The 15,335-nt window shown below is 68.9% G+C and carries 14 protein-coding genes; 7 read left to right on the top strand and 7 right to left on the bottom strand.

Going from position 1 to position 15,335, the window contains the following annotated elements; all coding sequences use genetic code 11:
- Positions 1-21 precede the first annotated feature (21 nt).
- Together E1202_RS04665 and E1202_RS04660 are read right to left on the bottom strand one after the other, a co-directional pair.
- Positions 22-825 (bottom strand): alpha/beta hydrolase, encoded by an 804-nt coding sequence (locus E1202_RS04665; RefSeq protein ID WP_132681293.1) that lies wholly within the window; start codon positions 823-825, stop codon positions 22-24.
- Between the two features lie 265 nt (positions 826-1,090).
- Entirely contained in the window at positions 1,091-1,621 is a 531-nt protein-coding gene (locus E1202_RS04660) for a DUF4232 domain-containing protein (protein ID WP_132681292.1), read from the bottom strand.
- 325 nt (positions 1,622-1,946) lie between these two features.
- Between E1202_RS04660 and E1202_RS04655 the strand changes: the two genes are divergently transcribed.
- Positions 1,947-2,738 carry a GH25 family lysozyme gene (locus tag E1202_RS04655; protein WP_132681291.1) on the top strand — a complete coding sequence of 264 codons (792 nt, stop codon included), beginning with the start codon at positions 1,947-1,949 and terminating at the stop codon, positions 2,736-2,738.
- Between the two features lie 226 nt (positions 2,739-2,964).
- Complete coding sequence (locus tag E1202_RS04650; protein WP_207918459.1) at positions 2,965-4,089, top strand: hypothetical protein; 1,125 nt, start codon at positions 2,965-2,967, stop codon at positions 4,087-4,089.
- A 1-nt stretch (position 4,090) separates the two neighbouring features.
- Here the strand turns inward: E1202_RS04650 and E1202_RS04645 are convergent, their stop codons facing one another.
- A complete protein-coding gene (locus tag E1202_RS04645) occupies positions 4,091-5,143 on the bottom strand; it encodes a copper resistance D family protein (protein WP_235877692.1) in 1,053 nt (350 codons plus the stop codon).
- 731 nt (positions 5,144-5,874) lie between these two features.
- Between E1202_RS04645 and E1202_RS04640 the strand changes: the two genes are divergently transcribed.
- Genes E1202_RS04640 through E1202_RS04625 form a run of 4 tightly spaced genes read left to right on the top strand, consistent with a single transcriptional unit; the run spans position 5,875 to position 10,062 of the window.
- Complete coding sequence (locus tag E1202_RS04640; RefSeq protein ID WP_132681289.1) at positions 5,875-6,837, top strand: DMT family protein; 963 nt, start codon at positions 5,875-5,877, stop codon at positions 6,835-6,837.
- Positions 6,834-8,066, top strand: a complete 1,233-nt coding sequence (locus E1202_RS04635; protein ID WP_132681288.1) for a glycosyltransferase — start codon at positions 6,834-6,836, stop codon at positions 8,064-8,066. The genes E1202_RS04640 and E1202_RS04635 overlap by 4 nt, the downstream gene beginning before the upstream one ends.
- 26 nt (positions 8,067-8,092) lie before the next feature.
- Positions 8,093-8,983, top strand: a complete 891-nt coding sequence (locus E1202_RS04630; RefSeq protein ID WP_235877690.1) for an alpha/beta fold hydrolase — start codon at positions 8,093-8,095, stop codon at positions 8,981-8,983.
- Positions 8,980-10,062, top strand: coding sequence for a glycosyltransferase family 4 protein (locus E1202_RS04625; protein WP_132681286.1), 1,083 nt, complete (start codon positions 8,980-8,982; stop codon positions 10,060-10,062). Before E1202_RS04630 ends, E1202_RS04625 begins: the two co-directional genes overlap by 4 nt.
- On the opposite strand, the gene E1202_RS04620 is transcribed toward E1202_RS04625, so the two are convergent.
- The gene (locus E1202_RS04620) at positions 10,056-10,472 is read right to left on the bottom strand and encodes a peptidase inhibitor family I36 protein (RefSeq protein ID WP_132681285.1); all 417 of its coding nucleotides are present in this window, start codon (positions 10,470-10,472) and stop codon (positions 10,056-10,058) included. The two genes, E1202_RS04625 and E1202_RS04620, sit on opposite strands and share 7 nt — an antisense overlap.
- 246 nt (positions 10,473-10,718) lie before the next feature.
- On the opposite strand from E1202_RS04620, the gene E1202_RS04615 reads away from it, so the two are divergent.
- Positions 10,719-12,371, top strand: a complete 1,653-nt coding sequence (locus E1202_RS04615; RefSeq protein WP_132681284.1) for an FAD-binding dehydrogenase — start codon at positions 10,719-10,721, stop codon at positions 12,369-12,371.
- Between the two features lie 10 nt (positions 12,372-12,381).
- On the opposite strand, the gene E1202_RS04610 is transcribed toward E1202_RS04615, so the two are convergent.
- The 3 genes from E1202_RS04610 to E1202_RS04600 all read right to left on the bottom strand — a co-directional run bounded on the left by E1202_RS04610 (position 12,382) and on the right by E1202_RS04600 (position 15,050).
- On the bottom strand, positions 12,382-12,744 hold the full coding sequence (locus E1202_RS04610; RefSeq protein ID WP_132681283.1) for a hypothetical protein: 363 nt from the start codon (positions 12,742-12,744) through the stop codon (positions 12,382-12,384).
- A gap of 294 nt (positions 12,745-13,038) precedes the next feature.
- The gene (locus tag E1202_RS04605) at positions 13,039-14,637 is read right to left on the bottom strand and encodes a solute symporter family protein (protein ID WP_132681282.1); all 1,599 of its coding nucleotides are present in this window, start codon (positions 14,635-14,637) and stop codon (positions 13,039-13,041) included.
- On the bottom strand, positions 14,634-15,050 hold the full coding sequence (locus tag E1202_RS04600) for a DUF485 domain-containing protein (RefSeq protein ID WP_132681281.1): 417 nt from the start codon (positions 15,048-15,050) through the stop codon (positions 14,634-14,636). The genes E1202_RS04605 and E1202_RS04600 overlap by 4 nt, the downstream gene beginning before the upstream one ends.
- Between the last annotated feature and the right edge of the window lie 285 nt (positions 15,051-15,335).

Below are 15,335 nucleotides of genomic sequence, written 5' to 3'. Positions count from 1 at the left end.
TCGTCAGTATTATCAGCCGATCTAAGAATTCAGTGCTCGGCCGATGAAGTTGCGGACATCCGTCATGACCTCGGCCTTGTTGGTCTCGTTGAACAGCTCGTGGCGGCCGCCCGGGTAGATGTGCTCGTGGAACTCGTGGCCTCGGATGCGGTCGATGCCGGTCCGGGTGTCGGCCTCCGGCACCAGCTCGTCGTCCTCGCCGTGCACCCACAAGGTCGGGATCTCCAGCGCCGGGCCCTCGTTGATCGCCAGCAGGCAGTCGTCGATCGCGCGCAGCGTGGGCCGCTTGAACGGGCCGTGCCAGACCAGCTCGTCGGCCAGGTACGCCGCGCCCACCTCCGGGTCGCGGGACAACGTCGCCGGGTCGATCGGGGTGTCCGGGATCTCGTCGTGCTCCAGCAGGTCGAGCACGTGCCAGGTGCCCAGCACCGGACCGGACAGCACCACGGCGGCCAGGTTGCGCTGGTGCTCCTGGGCGTAGCGGGCGGCGAGCATCCCGCCCATCGAATGCCCGATCAGCACCACCGGCAGGTCCGGGTGCCGCGCGGTCACCTCGCGGCGCAGCGCCTCCAGGTCGGCGACCAGGACCTCGGCGTCCTCGAAGTGGACGCGGTCGCCCGGCGAGCGGCCGTGGCCGATGTGGTCCGGTGCCCAGACCACCGCGCGTGCGTGGACCAACTGCTCCGCGACCCACTGGTAGCGGCCGGAGTGCTCGCCGTAGCCGTGCGCGATCAGTGCGATCCAGCCGGGGTTGTCCGCCGACCACTCCCGCACTGCCAGGGTTCCCAGGCTCCCCGCTACCTCGCGGTCCGTTGACTCGATCATGTCGCCACCCCAGCACACCGGCGCTGTTCCGGCCACCGCCTCCGGTGTGATCGACGCGTCTCCGCTGCGGCGGGAAGAAATCGCTTTGCGTAGCGCGGTGCGGGTAGCAGAACCTGAGCGGTTCCGTGGACTCCGTGCGCCGCTCCTGATGTATGTCCAATACACGGCGTCGTGGCGTGCTCGCCACGAAACCGCTGAAGAACCCGCGGCGGTGCCGGCTGAGTCCCACACCTGAAACTTCCTCGAGCTCCGCCGTGCCTGGCGGCTAGTGGTAGGCGGTTTCTTCGATGGCGCCTGCGCCGCAGACGACGTCGCCGGTCCACTCGACCGGAAGCGGATCGGTCTCGTCCGGCGGGATGACCTGCAGGACGGCCGGGGTGGGCTGGCACGGGTCGCCTTCGCCACCGTGCGGGACGGCGCTCCAATGCAGCGTCGCCGCGGCCGACTGACCGGGGGAGAGCCCGATGAGCGCGGGCCCGGGGTTGGCCGTGCGGGCGACGTTCGTCGGCAGCGGGTTCCCGGCTGCATCGACCAGCTGCATTCCGCCGTAGCCGTAGATCGTGCAGAACCGGCCGCTGGTGTTGGTCAGCGACACGTCCGCGTAGCGCTGGCCCGCCCCGGCCTCGACCGGCGACATGCTGCCGGCCAGCTGCGAGGTGTGGCAGCGCGGATCGCGCGGCTGGTCCGGTGCGTCCTGCGCGTGAGCGGGCAGGCTCGCGCCCGCCAGCGCCCCCGCGGCCAGAAGTCCGGCGGACGTCCGCAGAATGCGTGCTCCGATGTGCCGGTACACGGCCATCACCCCCGTTCCCGCCGCCCCAGCGGGTTGGTTCGGTCATTGCTCTGCTGTTGGGGAGACGCCCTCCGGCGGAAATGGTTGCCCCGCGCCGGAAAAAACGGCGGTGCTTCGCGGGTCCGCCTCCACTGTGCATCTGGTGAAGAAAACTCGCGACTAGGATCAGTGGCTCACCGGAACAGGTGAGTGGAAATACGCAGTGTTTGCATTGAGTGCCGATCTCCTGGGGCTCTCGGGCGGTGATCTTAACCCGAATGGCGGAACTGGCGGTTTGTTGGACTTCGATAGTTTGAGCAGCGGCAGAGGCCAGAACTGCAGGGGGTAAAACATGGCCGAACGCATTCCCGGTATCGACGTAGCGCGATACCAAGGGGAGCCGAACTGGGGAGCGGTGCGCGGCGCCGGATACGTCTTCACCTACATCAAGGCGACCGAGGGCATCGGATATGTCAGCCCCACGCTCGACGCCCAGCTCAACGGGGCGCGCGGGGCCGGCATGGTCACCGGGCTCTACCACTTCGCGCGACCGGACACCAACACGCCGCAGCAGGAGGCCGCCGACTTCGCCGCGCAGCTGGCGCGGACGAACTCCGCAGGTCCCGGCAACCTCCCGCCGTGCCTGGACATGGAGACCGAGGCGCCCAACCTCGGCGGCTGGATCAAGGGGTTCATCGACGCGCTCCGCGCCCACACCGGGCGCAACGAGATCGTCGTCTACGCCTCCAGCTCCTGGTTCCAGGACAAGATCGCCCCGGAGACCTGGGTGGATCCCGGAGTGTTCCTGTGGGTCGCGCACTACGGGCGCAACCCCGGCGAGCCCGGCTACATGACCGATCGCGTCGTGATCCACCAGCACGCCTCCGACGGGCAGGTGCCCGGCATCGGCGGTGACACCGACCTCAACGTTTCGCTGGTGCCGCTGGAGGTGCTCACCGGAGCCGGAGCTCCGCCGCCACCGCCCCCCGCACCGCCGCAGGAGACCTACGTGGTGCAGCCCGGTGACACCCTGTCCGACATCGGTGCCAAGCTCGGCGTCGACTGGCGGGAGATCGCGCGGGTCAACGGAATCGCCGACCCCGACCTCATCTACGTCGGTCAGGTCCTCAGGATTCCTCGCTAGGGCGGCGTTCTCGTGATGGCCCGGGTGGTTGCGCCGCCCGGGCCGTCACGATGCGCAAGTGGCCGAATCGAGCGAGAGCGCGAAAAGCACGTGCCGGGAGTCACTTTCCGCCCGGCGCACATTTCCGTTGGGAAAAGGTTCGCCCGGAACAACCGGTTCCCGGTTCTCCCTCGATCAACACGGGTTACCGTTTTCGTGAACATCACCCGAGGTGGAGGTGAACGCGATGGCGGACGTCGCTGCCCTGGTCCGGGCTCACTGGACCCGCGGTGCACCCGGCCGAGACGCGCCGGGCGAACTGGTCACGGCGTTGTACCGCTGGTGGGTCGTCGCGATGGTGCTCAAGATCCTCGGCGCGACGTGGGACATCTGCTGGCACTTCCGGTGGCTGCGGGACGACCTGGCGCCGCCGCACCTGCTCAACACCGTCGGCACGGTGATGGTGATCGGGCTGGTGGTCATCCACAGCTACACCGGCATCGGCGTCGACAAGGCCACGCTGCGCTGGATGCAGTGGGGACTGGGGATCTTCCTCGTCGCCGCGCCGCTCGACGTGATCAACCACCGGGTCAACGGGCTGGACATCACGGCGTGGAGCCCGTCGCACGCCCTGCTCTACCTGGGAACCGGGCTGATGAGCGTCGGCCTGCTGGTGGGCTGGGACCGCCACGGCCGCGCCGACCGGTACTTCTACCCGGTCACCTGCTTCCTGTGGTTCACCGTGCTGGACAACTTCATGTTCCTCAACCAGCACCAGGAGTACGGCGTGCTCGGGCTGGCCGCGTGGGAGCGGGGCACGCCCTACGCCGAGGACAGCCTGCTGCAGTTCGCCGCCGATCAGCTGCACCGGCCGTTGGACTACATCGCGGTGGAGAACTTCACGCTGCCCACGCCCGACTGGCTGTACCCGAGCTGGGCGGTGCTGACCGGGCTGGGCACGCTGCTGCTCGCCCGGATCCTCGTCGGTCGTCGCTGGACGGCCACCACGATCACCGTCGGCTACCTGCTCTTCCGCTGCGTGGCGTGGGCGCTGCTGGCCGCGGCCGGGTTCCCGATCTCCACCGTGCCGTTCTTCCTGCTGGTCGGGGCGCTGGCCATTGACCTGTCCTGCCAGCTGGTGACCCGGATGCGGCCGCTTGTCGGCGCGCTCGCGGTGACGGTCGCGGCCTACGCGGCGTTGTGGTTGCAGCACGTCTACATCGCCGCTCCGCCGTCGGACTTCGCCTCCGCGCTGTACGTGGTGGTGCTGCTGGCCGCGATGTGGGGCGTGTTCGAGCACCTGGGCTCCGGCGGGGTGCGCCGCATCGAGCAGCACCTGGCCGCGGTGCGCGACTGGCGCGTCCGCGGCTGAGTCACACGATGACGGGGGCGCGGGAGAGGACGACACCGAGCCCGTAGGCCATGCCCATGACGGCGACCTCGAAGGTCACCCAGGTCAGCAGGGCGGTCCGCTCGTGGCGGGCGATGCGCGGCAGGAGCCGGAACCGCATCTGGGCGCCGACCACGGCCAGCACCACCAGGCACAGCGCCTTGCCGAGGAGGATTTGGCCGTACTGGGTGGTGACCAGGCCGGTCAGGCCCGCGTTCGGCGTGATGACCAGCTCCATCACGCCGTTGAACAGGCCGGAAGCGCCGACCACGAGCAGGGCGAGTCCGGCGAGCTTGGAGAAGCGGGGCAGCGCTTCGGCGAGCAGGCCGCGCTGCGGTGCGACGAACAGCGCCACCGCGGCCAGGCCGCCGACCCACATGGCCGCGCCGACCACGTGCAGCTCCATCGAGATCATGCTGAAGTCGTGGTACTGCCAGTCGGTGGCGTGGCCGGTCAGCGGCATCGGCAGCAGCCCGAGCAGCGCGACGATGGTGCGCAGCTCGGTGGGCACCGACTCGCCGAAGCGCACCGCGAGCAGGCCGATGACCGCGCACAGCAGTCCGCCGCCCGCGCTGGCGAGCAGGCCGGGGCCGGCGGGCACGTCGTTGATGTAGGTGATCACCAGCGAGGTGGTGGCCGGAGCTCCTGTACTGGCTTCCATGGCTTGCAGGACCAGCGAGAACAGCGCGCTGAGCATCCACACCAGCGCGGTGATCACCGCGATCGGGCGGGCCTTGGCGAGCACGGGTTCGGTGCGCGCGGGCTGGTCGAAGCCGAGCAGCTTGGGCAGCATCGAGAGGCCGACGGTGGCCAGCGCCGCCAGGTCCAGCAGCACCCGCATCACGGGGATGCCGAAGCGGACCAGGGGAGGCAGCCCGGGCAGTCCGGGGATGGTGCCGACGTCGGTGTAGGCCGTGGCGGCCAGCGCCGTCAGCAGCGCGGTACCCAGCAGAGCCAGGACGACCAGCGCTTTGGCGTTGCGCGGACGCTTCTGCTCGGTCTGCTCGCTCCCGGACACCGCTTCGTGAACAGCCACGTTCCGCATGATCTCACCCGAAGGTGGTTCGGCGGGCACGAGTCGCGCCAGATCACGCCTCGTGACGCAATTGTTCCTGAGCGCGAGGGCGGGTGGACGACGTGATGTTCTCCCCATGTCGTTTGGATCACCGTTTCCCGCCACATAAGTTGATCTTCATTTTCGTTGATGTTCCTGCTCCCAAGGCGTGTTCGGCGGAATGATTCCAATCCGGTCCATTTGTCCGGGGCCTGTTGCGGCGCCGCGGGTGCCGTTCAGAGATGTGTTGCTGACAAAGTCCTCAGCGTTGTTGTTCTAGAGTCGGCGGCGTGATTCCGGCGGCGAGCGCACTTGTGCACCTGAAGTGCGCTACCCCCGTGCGCGATTCGCCGGGCCGTCGAGCGGTGTTCACCGGATCGGTTCCCACGAATTCCACTCGACGTCGGACTGGTGGCGGACAATTCGTGGTCTGCTGTGACAGCGGGGTTCCGGCACTACGGGATCACCCTGGGTTCACCCGGGGTAGGCCCGGGAACCCTCCGGGCAGCTCTCAAGCACGTCCCCGCAGCCAGGCAGCGGGAGCTCGGTACGACGGCGGTTCGCGGCCGGCCGCCGTCGCTGGAATGCGAGCGAGGATCGCCTCAGGGAAATTGGGGGTCCGGCCCCGGATGTGCGCCGGGCTCGCGAGACGCGAGATTGAGCGGTGTGAACGGACAGAGTGTCATGCAACACGCGCTAGGGCGTGATGCGCGATGACCGCACTTGCGGTGGTGCTGGCGGCGCTGGGCGCCTGCGGATACGCGCTGGGCGCGCGCCTGCAGCACGCGGCCGTGCACGCCACGATGGACGGCGGCGGGCTCGGCCTGCGCAACCAGGCCCTGCTGGTCCGCAACCCGCGCTGGCTGGCAGGGCTCGCCGCGCTCGGCAGCGGCGCGGTGCTGCACGTCTGCGCGCTGGGGCTGGCCCCGCTGAGCGTCGTGCAGCCGATCGGCGTGCTCGCGCTGCCGATCACCGTGCTGCTCAACCTGCGCGAGCGGGGGTGCAGCCGACGCGACGTCAACCCGAGCATGGTGCTGGCCGTGCTGGCAGCGACCGGCGGACTCGCCGCGTTCGTCCTGCTGGCCGCGGGCAGCGCGACGCCGACGCCGGTCGGCGACGACGACCAGTTCACCGCGACCCAGATCGTCGCGGTGGCGGTCCTACTGCTCGGCGTGGTCGCGGTCGCGACCCGCTCGAAGGTGCGCTGCGTGCTCTTCGCCGCCGGCTGCGCCGTGGCCTACGGGTACGTGTCGCTGATGGCTCGCGCCGTCGCCCAGCAGGTCGGGACCTGGGACCTGCTGGCGATCAACCTCCTGTCCGTGCTCGGCATCGCCGTGGCGATGGTCGCGGGTGGCTGGCTGCTGCAGCACGCCTACGCCAGCGGCCCGCCCGACCTCGTCGTGGCCTGCCTGACCGTCATCGACCCGCTGGTGGCCGTCGGCCTGGGCATCGGCCTGCTCGGCGAGGCCGATCACGTCAGCGGCTGGGTTGCCACCGCTGAAGCGCTCTGCGCCCTGGTGGCCTGCGCCGGGGTGTTCGCCCTGGCGCGCCACCACCCGGACAACACCGAACACCGCACATCGGACAGGCTGGACGCCGACCAGCCCCCGACAGAAGTTCCCGCCGGTACCGCCGGACACCGCACGTCCCCTCGTCCTAACGGGAGTTCCTCTTGACTTCGCAACCGTCGCGCAGGCGCCCGCTGCGGATCGTGGTCGGTGCGACCACCTACCCGCCTCACGTCAACGGGGCCGCCAACTTCGGGCACCGGCTGGCCACCGGCTTGTCCGCACGCGGGCACGAGGTGCACGTGGTGTGCCACTCCGACACCCGCGAGCCGCGCACCGAGGTCGAAGACGGCGTTCTGGTGCACCGGGTGGGCTCCTACAGCTCACCGTTCCACCCGTCGATCCGCGGCCTGATGCCGTGGCAGGCGCGGCAGGCCGACGCGATGCTGGAGGAGATCCAGCCCGACATCGTGCACGTGCAGTCGCACTTCTTCATCTGCCGCGGGCTGATCGACTCGGCTCGCAAGCGCGGCATCGGAGTGGTGGCCACCAACCACTTCATGCCGGAAAACATCTTCGGCTACTTCAAGATCCCTCCCTTCCTGCAGAACGCCGCCGGACGGCTGCTCTGGCACAACCTGGTCAAGCACTACCGCAAGGCGCAGATGGTCACCGCGCCGACGCCGCGCGCCGTGCAACTGCTGCAGGACAACGGTTTTGACCGCACCGCGCTGCCGGTGTCCTGCGGCATCGACGTCGACCGCTACCGGCGCCCGGCCGCCCGCTACCGCGAGGAGAACCCGGACCCGGAGGCGCGGACCGTGCTGTTCGTCGGCAGGCTCGACGAGGAGAAGCACATCGACGACCTGCTGCGTGCCATGTCGTTGCTGCGCACCGAGGTCCGGACCCGCCTGGAGATCGTCGGCAACGGCGCTCGCCGGGAGGCGTTCGAGCAGCTGGCCGACGACCTCGGCATCGCCGACCGGGTGCACTTCCACGGTTTCCTCAGCGATGAGGAGCTCCTGGAGGCCTACGCCCGCGCCGACCTGTTCTGCATGCCCAGCATCGCCGAGCTGCAGAGCCTGGCCACCATGGAGGCCATGTCGGCCGGCACCCCGGTCGTGCTGGCCAACGCCATGGCGCTGCCGCACCTGTGCCGCCCGGGCGAGAACGGCTGGCTGTACCCGCCGCGCGACGTGCACGCGCTCGCGGGTGCGATCGGCGACGTGCTCGCCGACCGCGCCACCATCGACCGGATGGGCCAGGCCAGCCAGCGGCTGGTCTCCCGGCACGACATCGACGAGGTCCTGGGCCGCTTCGAGTCGCTCTACCACCACGTGATCGACCCGGACAGCGCGGTGGAACTCGACGAGATCAGCACCGAGCTGGCGAGCTGACCATGATCGTTCCGGACCTGCACCCAATGGAGCGTGTAGCTCGGATCAACGGCTCCGACGTGCACTACTGGGTCTACCGCGAGGAGCTCGGGCCGACCGCCGAGACGGTGCTGATCGTGCACGGGCTGCGCGGCACGCACCACGGCCTGGAGCTCATCGCCGCCGGCCTGATCGGCAAGCGCGTCGTCATCCCGGATCTGCCCGGATTCGGGGATTCCGGGCCGATGAACGCGCGGCACGACGTCGCCGGCTACGCCGAGGTGATCACCGAGCTGATCGGCCGGCTCGGTGGCGCCGAGCGGCCGCTCGTGCTGATCGGGCATTCGTTCGGTTCGATCATCGCCTCCCGTCTGGCAGCGTTGAACCCGTCCTTGGTGCGCCGGTTGGTGTTGATCAACCCCATCGCCCAGTCCGCGTTGCGCGGCCCGCACGCGGCCCTGGCCGGTCTGACCGCCGCTTACTACAGGCTCGGCGAGCGGTTGCCCTCCCGCGCCGGGCGATCGCTGCTGACCAATCGGTGGGTGGTGCTGGCGGCCAGCCGGGCGATGACCCGGACCCGGGACAAGCAGCTGCGCGGTTTCATCGACGACAACCACCTGCGGCACTTCAGCAGGTTCCACTCGCCGAGCGTGGTCAACCAGTCCTTCCAGGCCTCGGTGACCCACACGGTGACCGACTACGCCGACCAGCTGGCGATGCCGGTGCTGCTGGTGGCCGGTGAGCACGACGAGATCGCGCCGTTGGCGGGCCAGCGCGCGCTGGCGGCGCGACTGCCCGACGCCGAGCTCGTCGTCATCGCCGACGTGGGACACCTGGTGCACTACGAGACCCCCGATGCCGCGGCGGCCGAGATCGTGCGGTTCCTGGGGCGCAGCGACCACCGCGAGAAGCTCGCGATCGCGGAGCAGAGCCGATGAACCTCGTGGTCGACGCGCGGTGGACGCGCACCGATCAGCACGACGGCATCAGTCGTTACGGCGCGAGCCTCATCGAAGCACTGCACCACCTACATCCCGTGACGATGCTGATCCACGACGAGCGGCAGCTGGACCTGCTGCCCGACGGGGTTCCGCACGTGCTGATCAACAGCCCGTTCTCGCCGCGCGAGCTGTGGGTCTCGCGCACCCTGAACCGGCTGGGCGCCGACGTGGTGTTCAGCCCGATGCAGATCATCGGCGGGTTCCGCCGCGACTACCGGCTGGTGCTCACGCTGCACGACCTCATCTACTACCGGCACCCGGAGCCGCCGGGGTTCCTGCCGCTGCCGGTGAAGATCGCCTGGCGGCTCTACCACAAGGCGTTCTGGCCGCAGCGCGTGATGCTCAACCGCGCCGACGCCGTGGTGACCGTCAGCGACACCACCCGCCGGTTGATCGAGCGTCACCGGCTGACGCGCAGGCCGGTCACCGTCGTGCACAACGCACCTCAGCCGCAGCCCGCCCGGACGTCACCACCAGGACCGGGTGGCGGTCCGCGCGAGCTCGTGTACATGGGTTCGTTCATGCCGTACAAGGACGTGGAAACGTTGTTGGCGGGCATGGCTTTCCTTCCTGGTCACCGGCTGCACCTGGTCAGCCGGATCGCACCGCAGCGCCAGGCCGAACTGCGCGAGCAGCTGCCGCCGGGGGCGGACGTGGTGTTCTGGCGGGGGATCGGGGAGGACGAGTACCAGCAGCTGCTGGCTCGGGCGACCGCGCTGGTCACCGCCTCGCGGGACGAGGGTTTCGGGTTGCCGGTCATCGAGGCGATGAACGCGGGGACGCCGGTGGTCTGCAGCGATCTGGAGATCTTCCACGAGGTCACCGGCGGGCACGCGAAGTTCTTCGAGTCGGGGAGGCCGAAGGACTTCGCCGATGCCGTGCGCGCGCTGGAGGACGACGACGCCCGCGCCGACCTGGTCGCGGCGGCCCGGACCCAGGCGGCGAAGTTCACCTGGCAGAACTCCGCCGAACGACTCCTGGACCTGGCGCGGCGCCTGACCGGCCGCGGTCAGTGACTCCAGACCTGGATGGCCCGAGCCACGTACCCGGCCTGCGGGGTCTGCGAGCCTGATGGGTGGGTGTCGAAGTCGGCCTCCTCATCGCAGTGCGGATCCTGGTAGACGGTCACCGGGTGGCCGGTGTTGTTCGCGAAGGACTCGGCTTCCCACCCGGTTTCGAGGGTGACGCACCGCTCGACACCGGTGGTGCGCAGCGCGAGTTCGCGGGATTGACCACCGAACCCGGTTTCCGGCCAGACGCAGAAAGACCCTGCGGGGCAACTGGTTCGGCTCACCTCGGCGTCGGCCGGCGGGCCGGCCAGCAGCGCGGCCAGCGACAGCACCGCCGTGAGCACCAGCCCGAGCGCGAGCGACCATCGGGATCGGAGCCGGCCGGAGGCGGTCCGGGGGAGGGCGTAGGCGGGCATGTCGGAAATCCTTTCGCCGGAGGGGGAATTCGTTCCGCGTCGGCGTTGATCGCCGCGCTGGAGCAAGATTGGCGGCACAGCGGGAGCGTTTCCAGCGAATTGGCCGGATACACCACCTACGGGTGGTTTCCCAGGCGTGGAGAGCCATTCCCGAAGACCCGGAGATCGACTAGTGATCCCTGCCGGATACACCACGGTTGAGGTATAAAGTCCACCACTACCCGTCGGTAATAGCGGAGGTCGGCGATGGTGCTGGACGCTGATGTGATCGTGGTGGGCGCGGGCCTGGCAGGCCTGGTCGCCACCGCGGAACTGGCCGATGCCGGTCGCCGCGTGGTGCTCCTCGACCAGGAACCCGAGGCTTCCCTGGGAGGTCAGGCGCATTGGTCCTTCGGCGGGTTGTTCCTGGTGGACTCCCCGGAGCAGCGCAGGCTCGGCGTGCGCGACTCGCACGAACTCGCCCTCCAGGACTGGATGGGCACCGCGGCCTTCGACCGCGAGGAGGACCTCTGGCCCCGCCGGTGGGCTGAGGCGTACGTCGACTTCGCCTCCGGCGAGAAGCGCGCGTGGCTGACCGCGCAGGGCGTGAAGTTCTTCCCGCTCGTGCAGTGGGCCGAGCGCGGCGGTTACCTCGCCTGCGGCCACGGCAACTCGGTGCCGCGCTTCCACGTCACCTGGGGCACCGGTCCCGGCGTGCTCGAACCGTTCCTCCGGCGGGTCCGCGAAGCCGAGGCCAAGGGCCTCGTCGAGCTGCGGTTCCGGCACCGCGTCACCGAACTGGTCACCACCGGCGGCGCCGTCACCGGCGTGCGCGGCAAGGTGCTCATCCCCAGCGACGCCGAACGCGGTAAGCCGAGTCCCCGGAAGACCAAGGCGGAGTTCGAACTCGCCGCGCAGGCGGTGGTCGTCACCTCCGGCGGGATCGGCGGAAACCTGCCGCTGGTGCGCAAGAACTGGCCCAAGCGCTTGGGCAAACCGCCGAAGAACATGATCGCCGGAGTGCCCGGCCACGTCGACGGGCGAATGCTCGACGTGGTGGCCAAGACCGGTGGCCGGATCATCAACCCGGACCGGATGTGGCACTACACCGAGGGAATCCGCAACTACGCCCCGGTGTGGACCAGGCACGGCATCCGCGTCCTGCCCGGCCCCTCCTCGCTGTGGCTGGACGCCAACGGCAACCGGCTGCCCGCGCCGCTGTTCCCCGGATTCGACACCCTGGGAACGCTGGAGCACATCATGGGCACCGGCCACGAGCACACGTGGTTCGTGCTCAACCGGCGCATCATCAGCCGCGAGTTCGCCCTGTCGGGCTCCGAGCAGAACCCCGACCTCACCGGCCGCAGCGTCCGCCAGCTGCTGCAACGCGGTGGCGGTGCCACTCCCGGACCGGTCATGGAGTTCGTGCGGCGCGGTGAGGACTTCATCGTCCGCAACGGCGTCGCCGCGCTGGCCGAGGGCATGAACGAGCTCGGCGACGGCCACATCGACGCTGCCGAGCTCGAACGCACCATCGTCGAGCGGGACCGCCAGGTCGCCTCAGGACTCGGCAAGGACCTGCAGATCAACGCGATCCGGGAGGCCCGCCGCTACGCGGTGGACCGGCTGATCCGGGTGGCTGAGCCCCACCGGCTGCTGGACCCGGCGGCCGGGCCCCTCATCGCGGTGAAGCTCAACCTGCTGACCCGCAAGACCCTCGGCGGCCTGGAGACCGACCTGGACGGCCGGGTGCTCACCGATGGGGTGACGCCGCTGGACGGGCTCTACGCGGCCGGAGAGGTCGCCGGCTTCGGCGGCGGCGGCGTGCACGGATACCGAGCCCTGGAAGGCACCTTCCTCGGTGGTTGCCTGTTCTCGGGCAGGCAGGCCGGAAGGGCCGCCGCAGCGGCAGTGGGCTGAAAAAGGGGAATCAGATGAAGCAGCCGCTCACGAATCCTGAAATCTGGCTGCGCTCATCAGTCACGTCGAGCCATTCCGAAACGGTCCGGCCGTCCCCGCAGACAATGGGTTCGCCGATCACCCTGCGGTGAATCGTCGCGGTGTCCCCGGGATTGCCGATTCCTCGCACCGAGGCGGTCGTCACCGGTTCCGAGCGGATCCGGGTGCCGAAGGCGAGGAAGTCGGTGGTGTCCTGCTCAGGAGCCGCGTGCGCGGCCTGGACCAGGACCTCTCTGATTTCGAGGGCGATGGTGGCGATGTGAGTTCCGAGCCCGGAGATGGGCACGATCGCCGCCACCGCCATGCCTAACAGGGCATTCCGAAGCTTGCGCATCACAACCCCCACTTGGCCCGCCAGTTCGCTTTTCGACCGGATTTTCGGCGAAGTTCTGCGTTGGTCGGGACGGTTCCCAGTTTATTGACCAGAACCCGGATCCAGCAGTATCCGATCGGGTAAGACGAATTCGTGCGGGGCACCCACGAAGACCGGTGACGCGCAGGGGTCGGAACTGGTTCGACAACACCTCGGGTGAGTGAGCGGACGACCAACATCGACCCGGTCCGCGACGACGAAGGCGCCGGCGGACCACGTGGCCACCGGCGCCTTCGAACGCGTGTTCCGCACAGGTCAGCCGGTGCGCGAGCCGATTCCCGTGAGGGAGCGGACCTCCATCTCGGCCTGACGTTCGACGTCCTGCTCGGACTTGCCCAAGAAGGTGCCGATGGCGGCGAACAGGAACGAGATCGGGATCGAGACGATGCCCGGGTTCTTCAGCGGGAAGAACGCGAAGTCCACGCTCGGGATGATCGAATCCGGCGAGCCCGACACGACCGGCGAGAAGATCACCAGCAGCAGGCAGGAGATGAGCCCGCTGTAGATGCCCCAGAGCGTGCCGGTGGTGTTGAACCGCTTCCAGAACAGCGTGTACAGCAGCGTGGAGAGGTTGGCCGAGGCGGCGAAGGCGAACGCCAGACCGACCAGGAACGCCACGTTCTGGCCCATCACCAGGATGCCGCCGCCGATCGAGACCACGCCGATGACCAGCGCGGTCATGCGCGCCACCCACACCACGCGGTCGGAATCGACCTCGCCGCCGCGGACCACGCTGGCGTAGACGTCGTGCGCGAACGACGCCGACGCCGTCAGCGTCAGGCCCGCGACCACCGCCAGGATGGTGGCGAAGGCGACGGCCGAGATGATGCCCAGCAGGACGGTGCCGCCGATCTGGTAGGCCAGCAGCGGTGCCGCCGAGTTCTCCGCACCGGGCGCGGCCAGGATCGCTTCGCTGCCGACCAGGGCGCTCGCGCCGTAGCCGATGATCAGCGTGCACAGGTAGAAGATCGCCATCGTCCAGGTCGCCCACACCACCGAACGCCGCGCCTCGCGCGCGTTGGGGACGGTGTAGAAGCGCATCAGCACGTGCGGCAGACCACCGACGCCGAGCACCAGCGCCAGCGAGAGCGAGACGAAGTCCAGCTTGGTCATGTCGGACTTGCCGTACTGCGCGCCGGGAGCGAAGATCGCGCGCCCGTTCGGGTTGTTGTCCGCGGCGGCGCGCAGCAGCTCGGACATGCTGTAGCTGAACTTGCCGAGCAGGAAGATCGTGATCAGCACGGCGCACAGCACGAGCATGGTGGCCTTGATGATCTGCACCCACGTGGTGCCTTTCATGCCGCCGACCAGCACGTAGACCATCATGACGGCGCCGACGCCGACCATCACCAGCATCTGCCCGACGTGGCCGTGCACGTTGAGCAGCAGCGCCACCAGGCCTCCGGCACCGGCGATCTGGGCGATCATGTACATGACCGTGATGGCCAAGGTGGACGTCGCCGCCGCGGCGCGCACCGGACGCTGCTTCATCCGGAAGCTGAGCACGTCGCCCATGGTGAAACGGCCGGTGTTGCGGGTGCGTTCGGCCAGCAGCAGCAGGTTGACCAGCCAGGCGACCAGGAAGCCGATGCTGTAGAGGAACCCGTCGTAGCCGTAGATGGCGATCGCGCCGGCGATGCCCAGGAACGACGCGGCCGACAGGTAGTCGCCGGACAGCGCGATGCCGTTCTGCACACCGCTGAAGGCGCTGCCGGCGACGAAGTAGTCGCTGGCGGTGCCGCGGTTGCTGACGCGGTAGACGATGAACAGCGTGATCAGCACGAACGCCGCGAAGACGCTGGTGTTGATGATGACGCTGTCGTCGGGGATGACGTGGGGTTGGGCAAGGTTCATCGGTCGAACTCTCCGGCCTGCTCACGGATTTCGTCGACGCGCGGGTCGATGTGGCGGCGGGCGAACCTGACGTAGAGGGCGGTCAGCCCGACGGTGGTCACGAACTGCCCGATTCCCAGCAGCAGCCCGACGTTGACGTCGCCCACGACGGGCTTCGCCAGCTCCTCCGGGAAGTACGCCGCGGCCACCACGTAGCCCAAGTACCAGATGAGGAAAAACGCCGTCGCGGGGAAAACGAACCATTTAAGTCGACGGCGGAGGCTGCGGAATTCGGCGCTCTGCTGGATTGCGGTGAAATCGGGCCGGTCGGCGGTTGTGCGAACCGCGCTCTTCTCGATTCCGCCGAACGCCGCGCGTTGATTTCCGGGCTCGCGGGGGGAACCGCGCAGCGCGGATTGCGTTGCGTTGCTCATGCATCCTTCCTGGGGCTTCAGGGTGTGCCGGCCGGGGTCGCCGAGCTGGCGGAGGCGGGCAATTCTTACCACTGTTCTACCGCTATCGACACTGTGGGGAGCACCACCTGCGGGTTTCCATTTCACCCGTCTGAGCAGGAACGGAGCCGAGAGTCCGCGACGGGTGGGCGACTCTCGGTTACTGGCTGGTAAGGCCAGGTCAGAGACCTGCCACTTCAAGATCGAAAGCCGCTGACCTGGTGTTACAGTCTCTCTCGCGGAAGAGTTCCGGGGTCATTTTAGTCC

The organism is Saccharopolyspora karakumensis (assembly GCF_004349225.1).
Lineage (GTDB): Bacteria > Actinomycetota > Actinomycetes > Mycobacteriales > Pseudonocardiaceae > Saccharopolyspora > Saccharopolyspora endophytica.
Note: the sequence above shows the minus strand (reverse complement) of the source record. Positions and strands in the feature narration are given on the sequence as shown.

What these genes read in the sequence shown, in the direction of transcription:
- E1202_RS04630 (WP_235877690.1), top strand. Translation starts at nt 8,093, where the DNA reads ATGGAGCGTGTAGCTCGGATCAACGGCTCCGACGTGCACTACTGGGTC.
- E1202_RS04660 (WP_132681292.1), bottom strand. Translation starts at nt 1,621, where the DNA reads ATGGCCGTGTACCGGCACATCGGAGCACGCATTCTGCGGACGTCCGCC.
- E1202_RS04600 (WP_132681281.1), bottom strand. Translation starts at nt 15,050, where the DNA reads ATGAGCAACGCAACGCAATCCGCGCTGCGCGGTTCCCCCCGCGAGCCC.
- E1202_RS04605 (WP_132681282.1), bottom strand. Translation starts at nt 14,637, where the DNA reads ATGAACCTTGCCCAACCCCACGTCATCCCCGACGACAGCGTCATCATC.
- E1202_RS04610 (WP_132681283.1), bottom strand. Translation starts at nt 12,744, where the DNA reads ATGCGCAAGCTTCGGAATGCCCTGTTAGGCATGGCGGTGGCGGCGATC.
- E1202_RS04620 (WP_132681285.1), bottom strand. Translation starts at nt 10,472, where the DNA reads ATGCCCGCCTACGCCCTCCCCCGGACCGCCTCCGGCCGGCTCCGATCC.
- E1202_RS04650 (WP_207918459.1), top strand. Translation starts at nt 2,965, where the DNA reads ATGGCGGACGTCGCTGCCCTGGTCCGGGCTCACTGGACCCGCGGTGCA.
- E1202_RS04640 (WP_132681289.1), top strand. Translation starts at nt 5,875, where the DNA reads ATGACCGCACTTGCGGTGGTGCTGGCGGCGCTGGGCGCCTGCGGATAC.
- E1202_RS04655 (WP_132681291.1), top strand. Translation starts at nt 1,947, where the DNA reads ATGGCCGAACGCATTCCCGGTATCGACGTAGCGCGATACCAAGGGGAG.
- E1202_RS04625 (WP_132681286.1), top strand. Translation starts at nt 8,980, where the DNA reads ATGAACCTCGTGGTCGACGCGCGGTGGACGCGCACCGATCAGCACGAC.
- E1202_RS04665 (WP_132681293.1), bottom strand. Translation starts at nt 825, where the DNA reads ATGATCGAGTCAACGGACCGCGAGGTAGCGGGGAGCCTGGGAACCCTG.
- E1202_RS04615 (WP_132681284.1), top strand. Translation starts at nt 10,719, where the DNA reads ATGGTGCTGGACGCTGATGTGATCGTGGTGGGCGCGGGCCTGGCAGGC.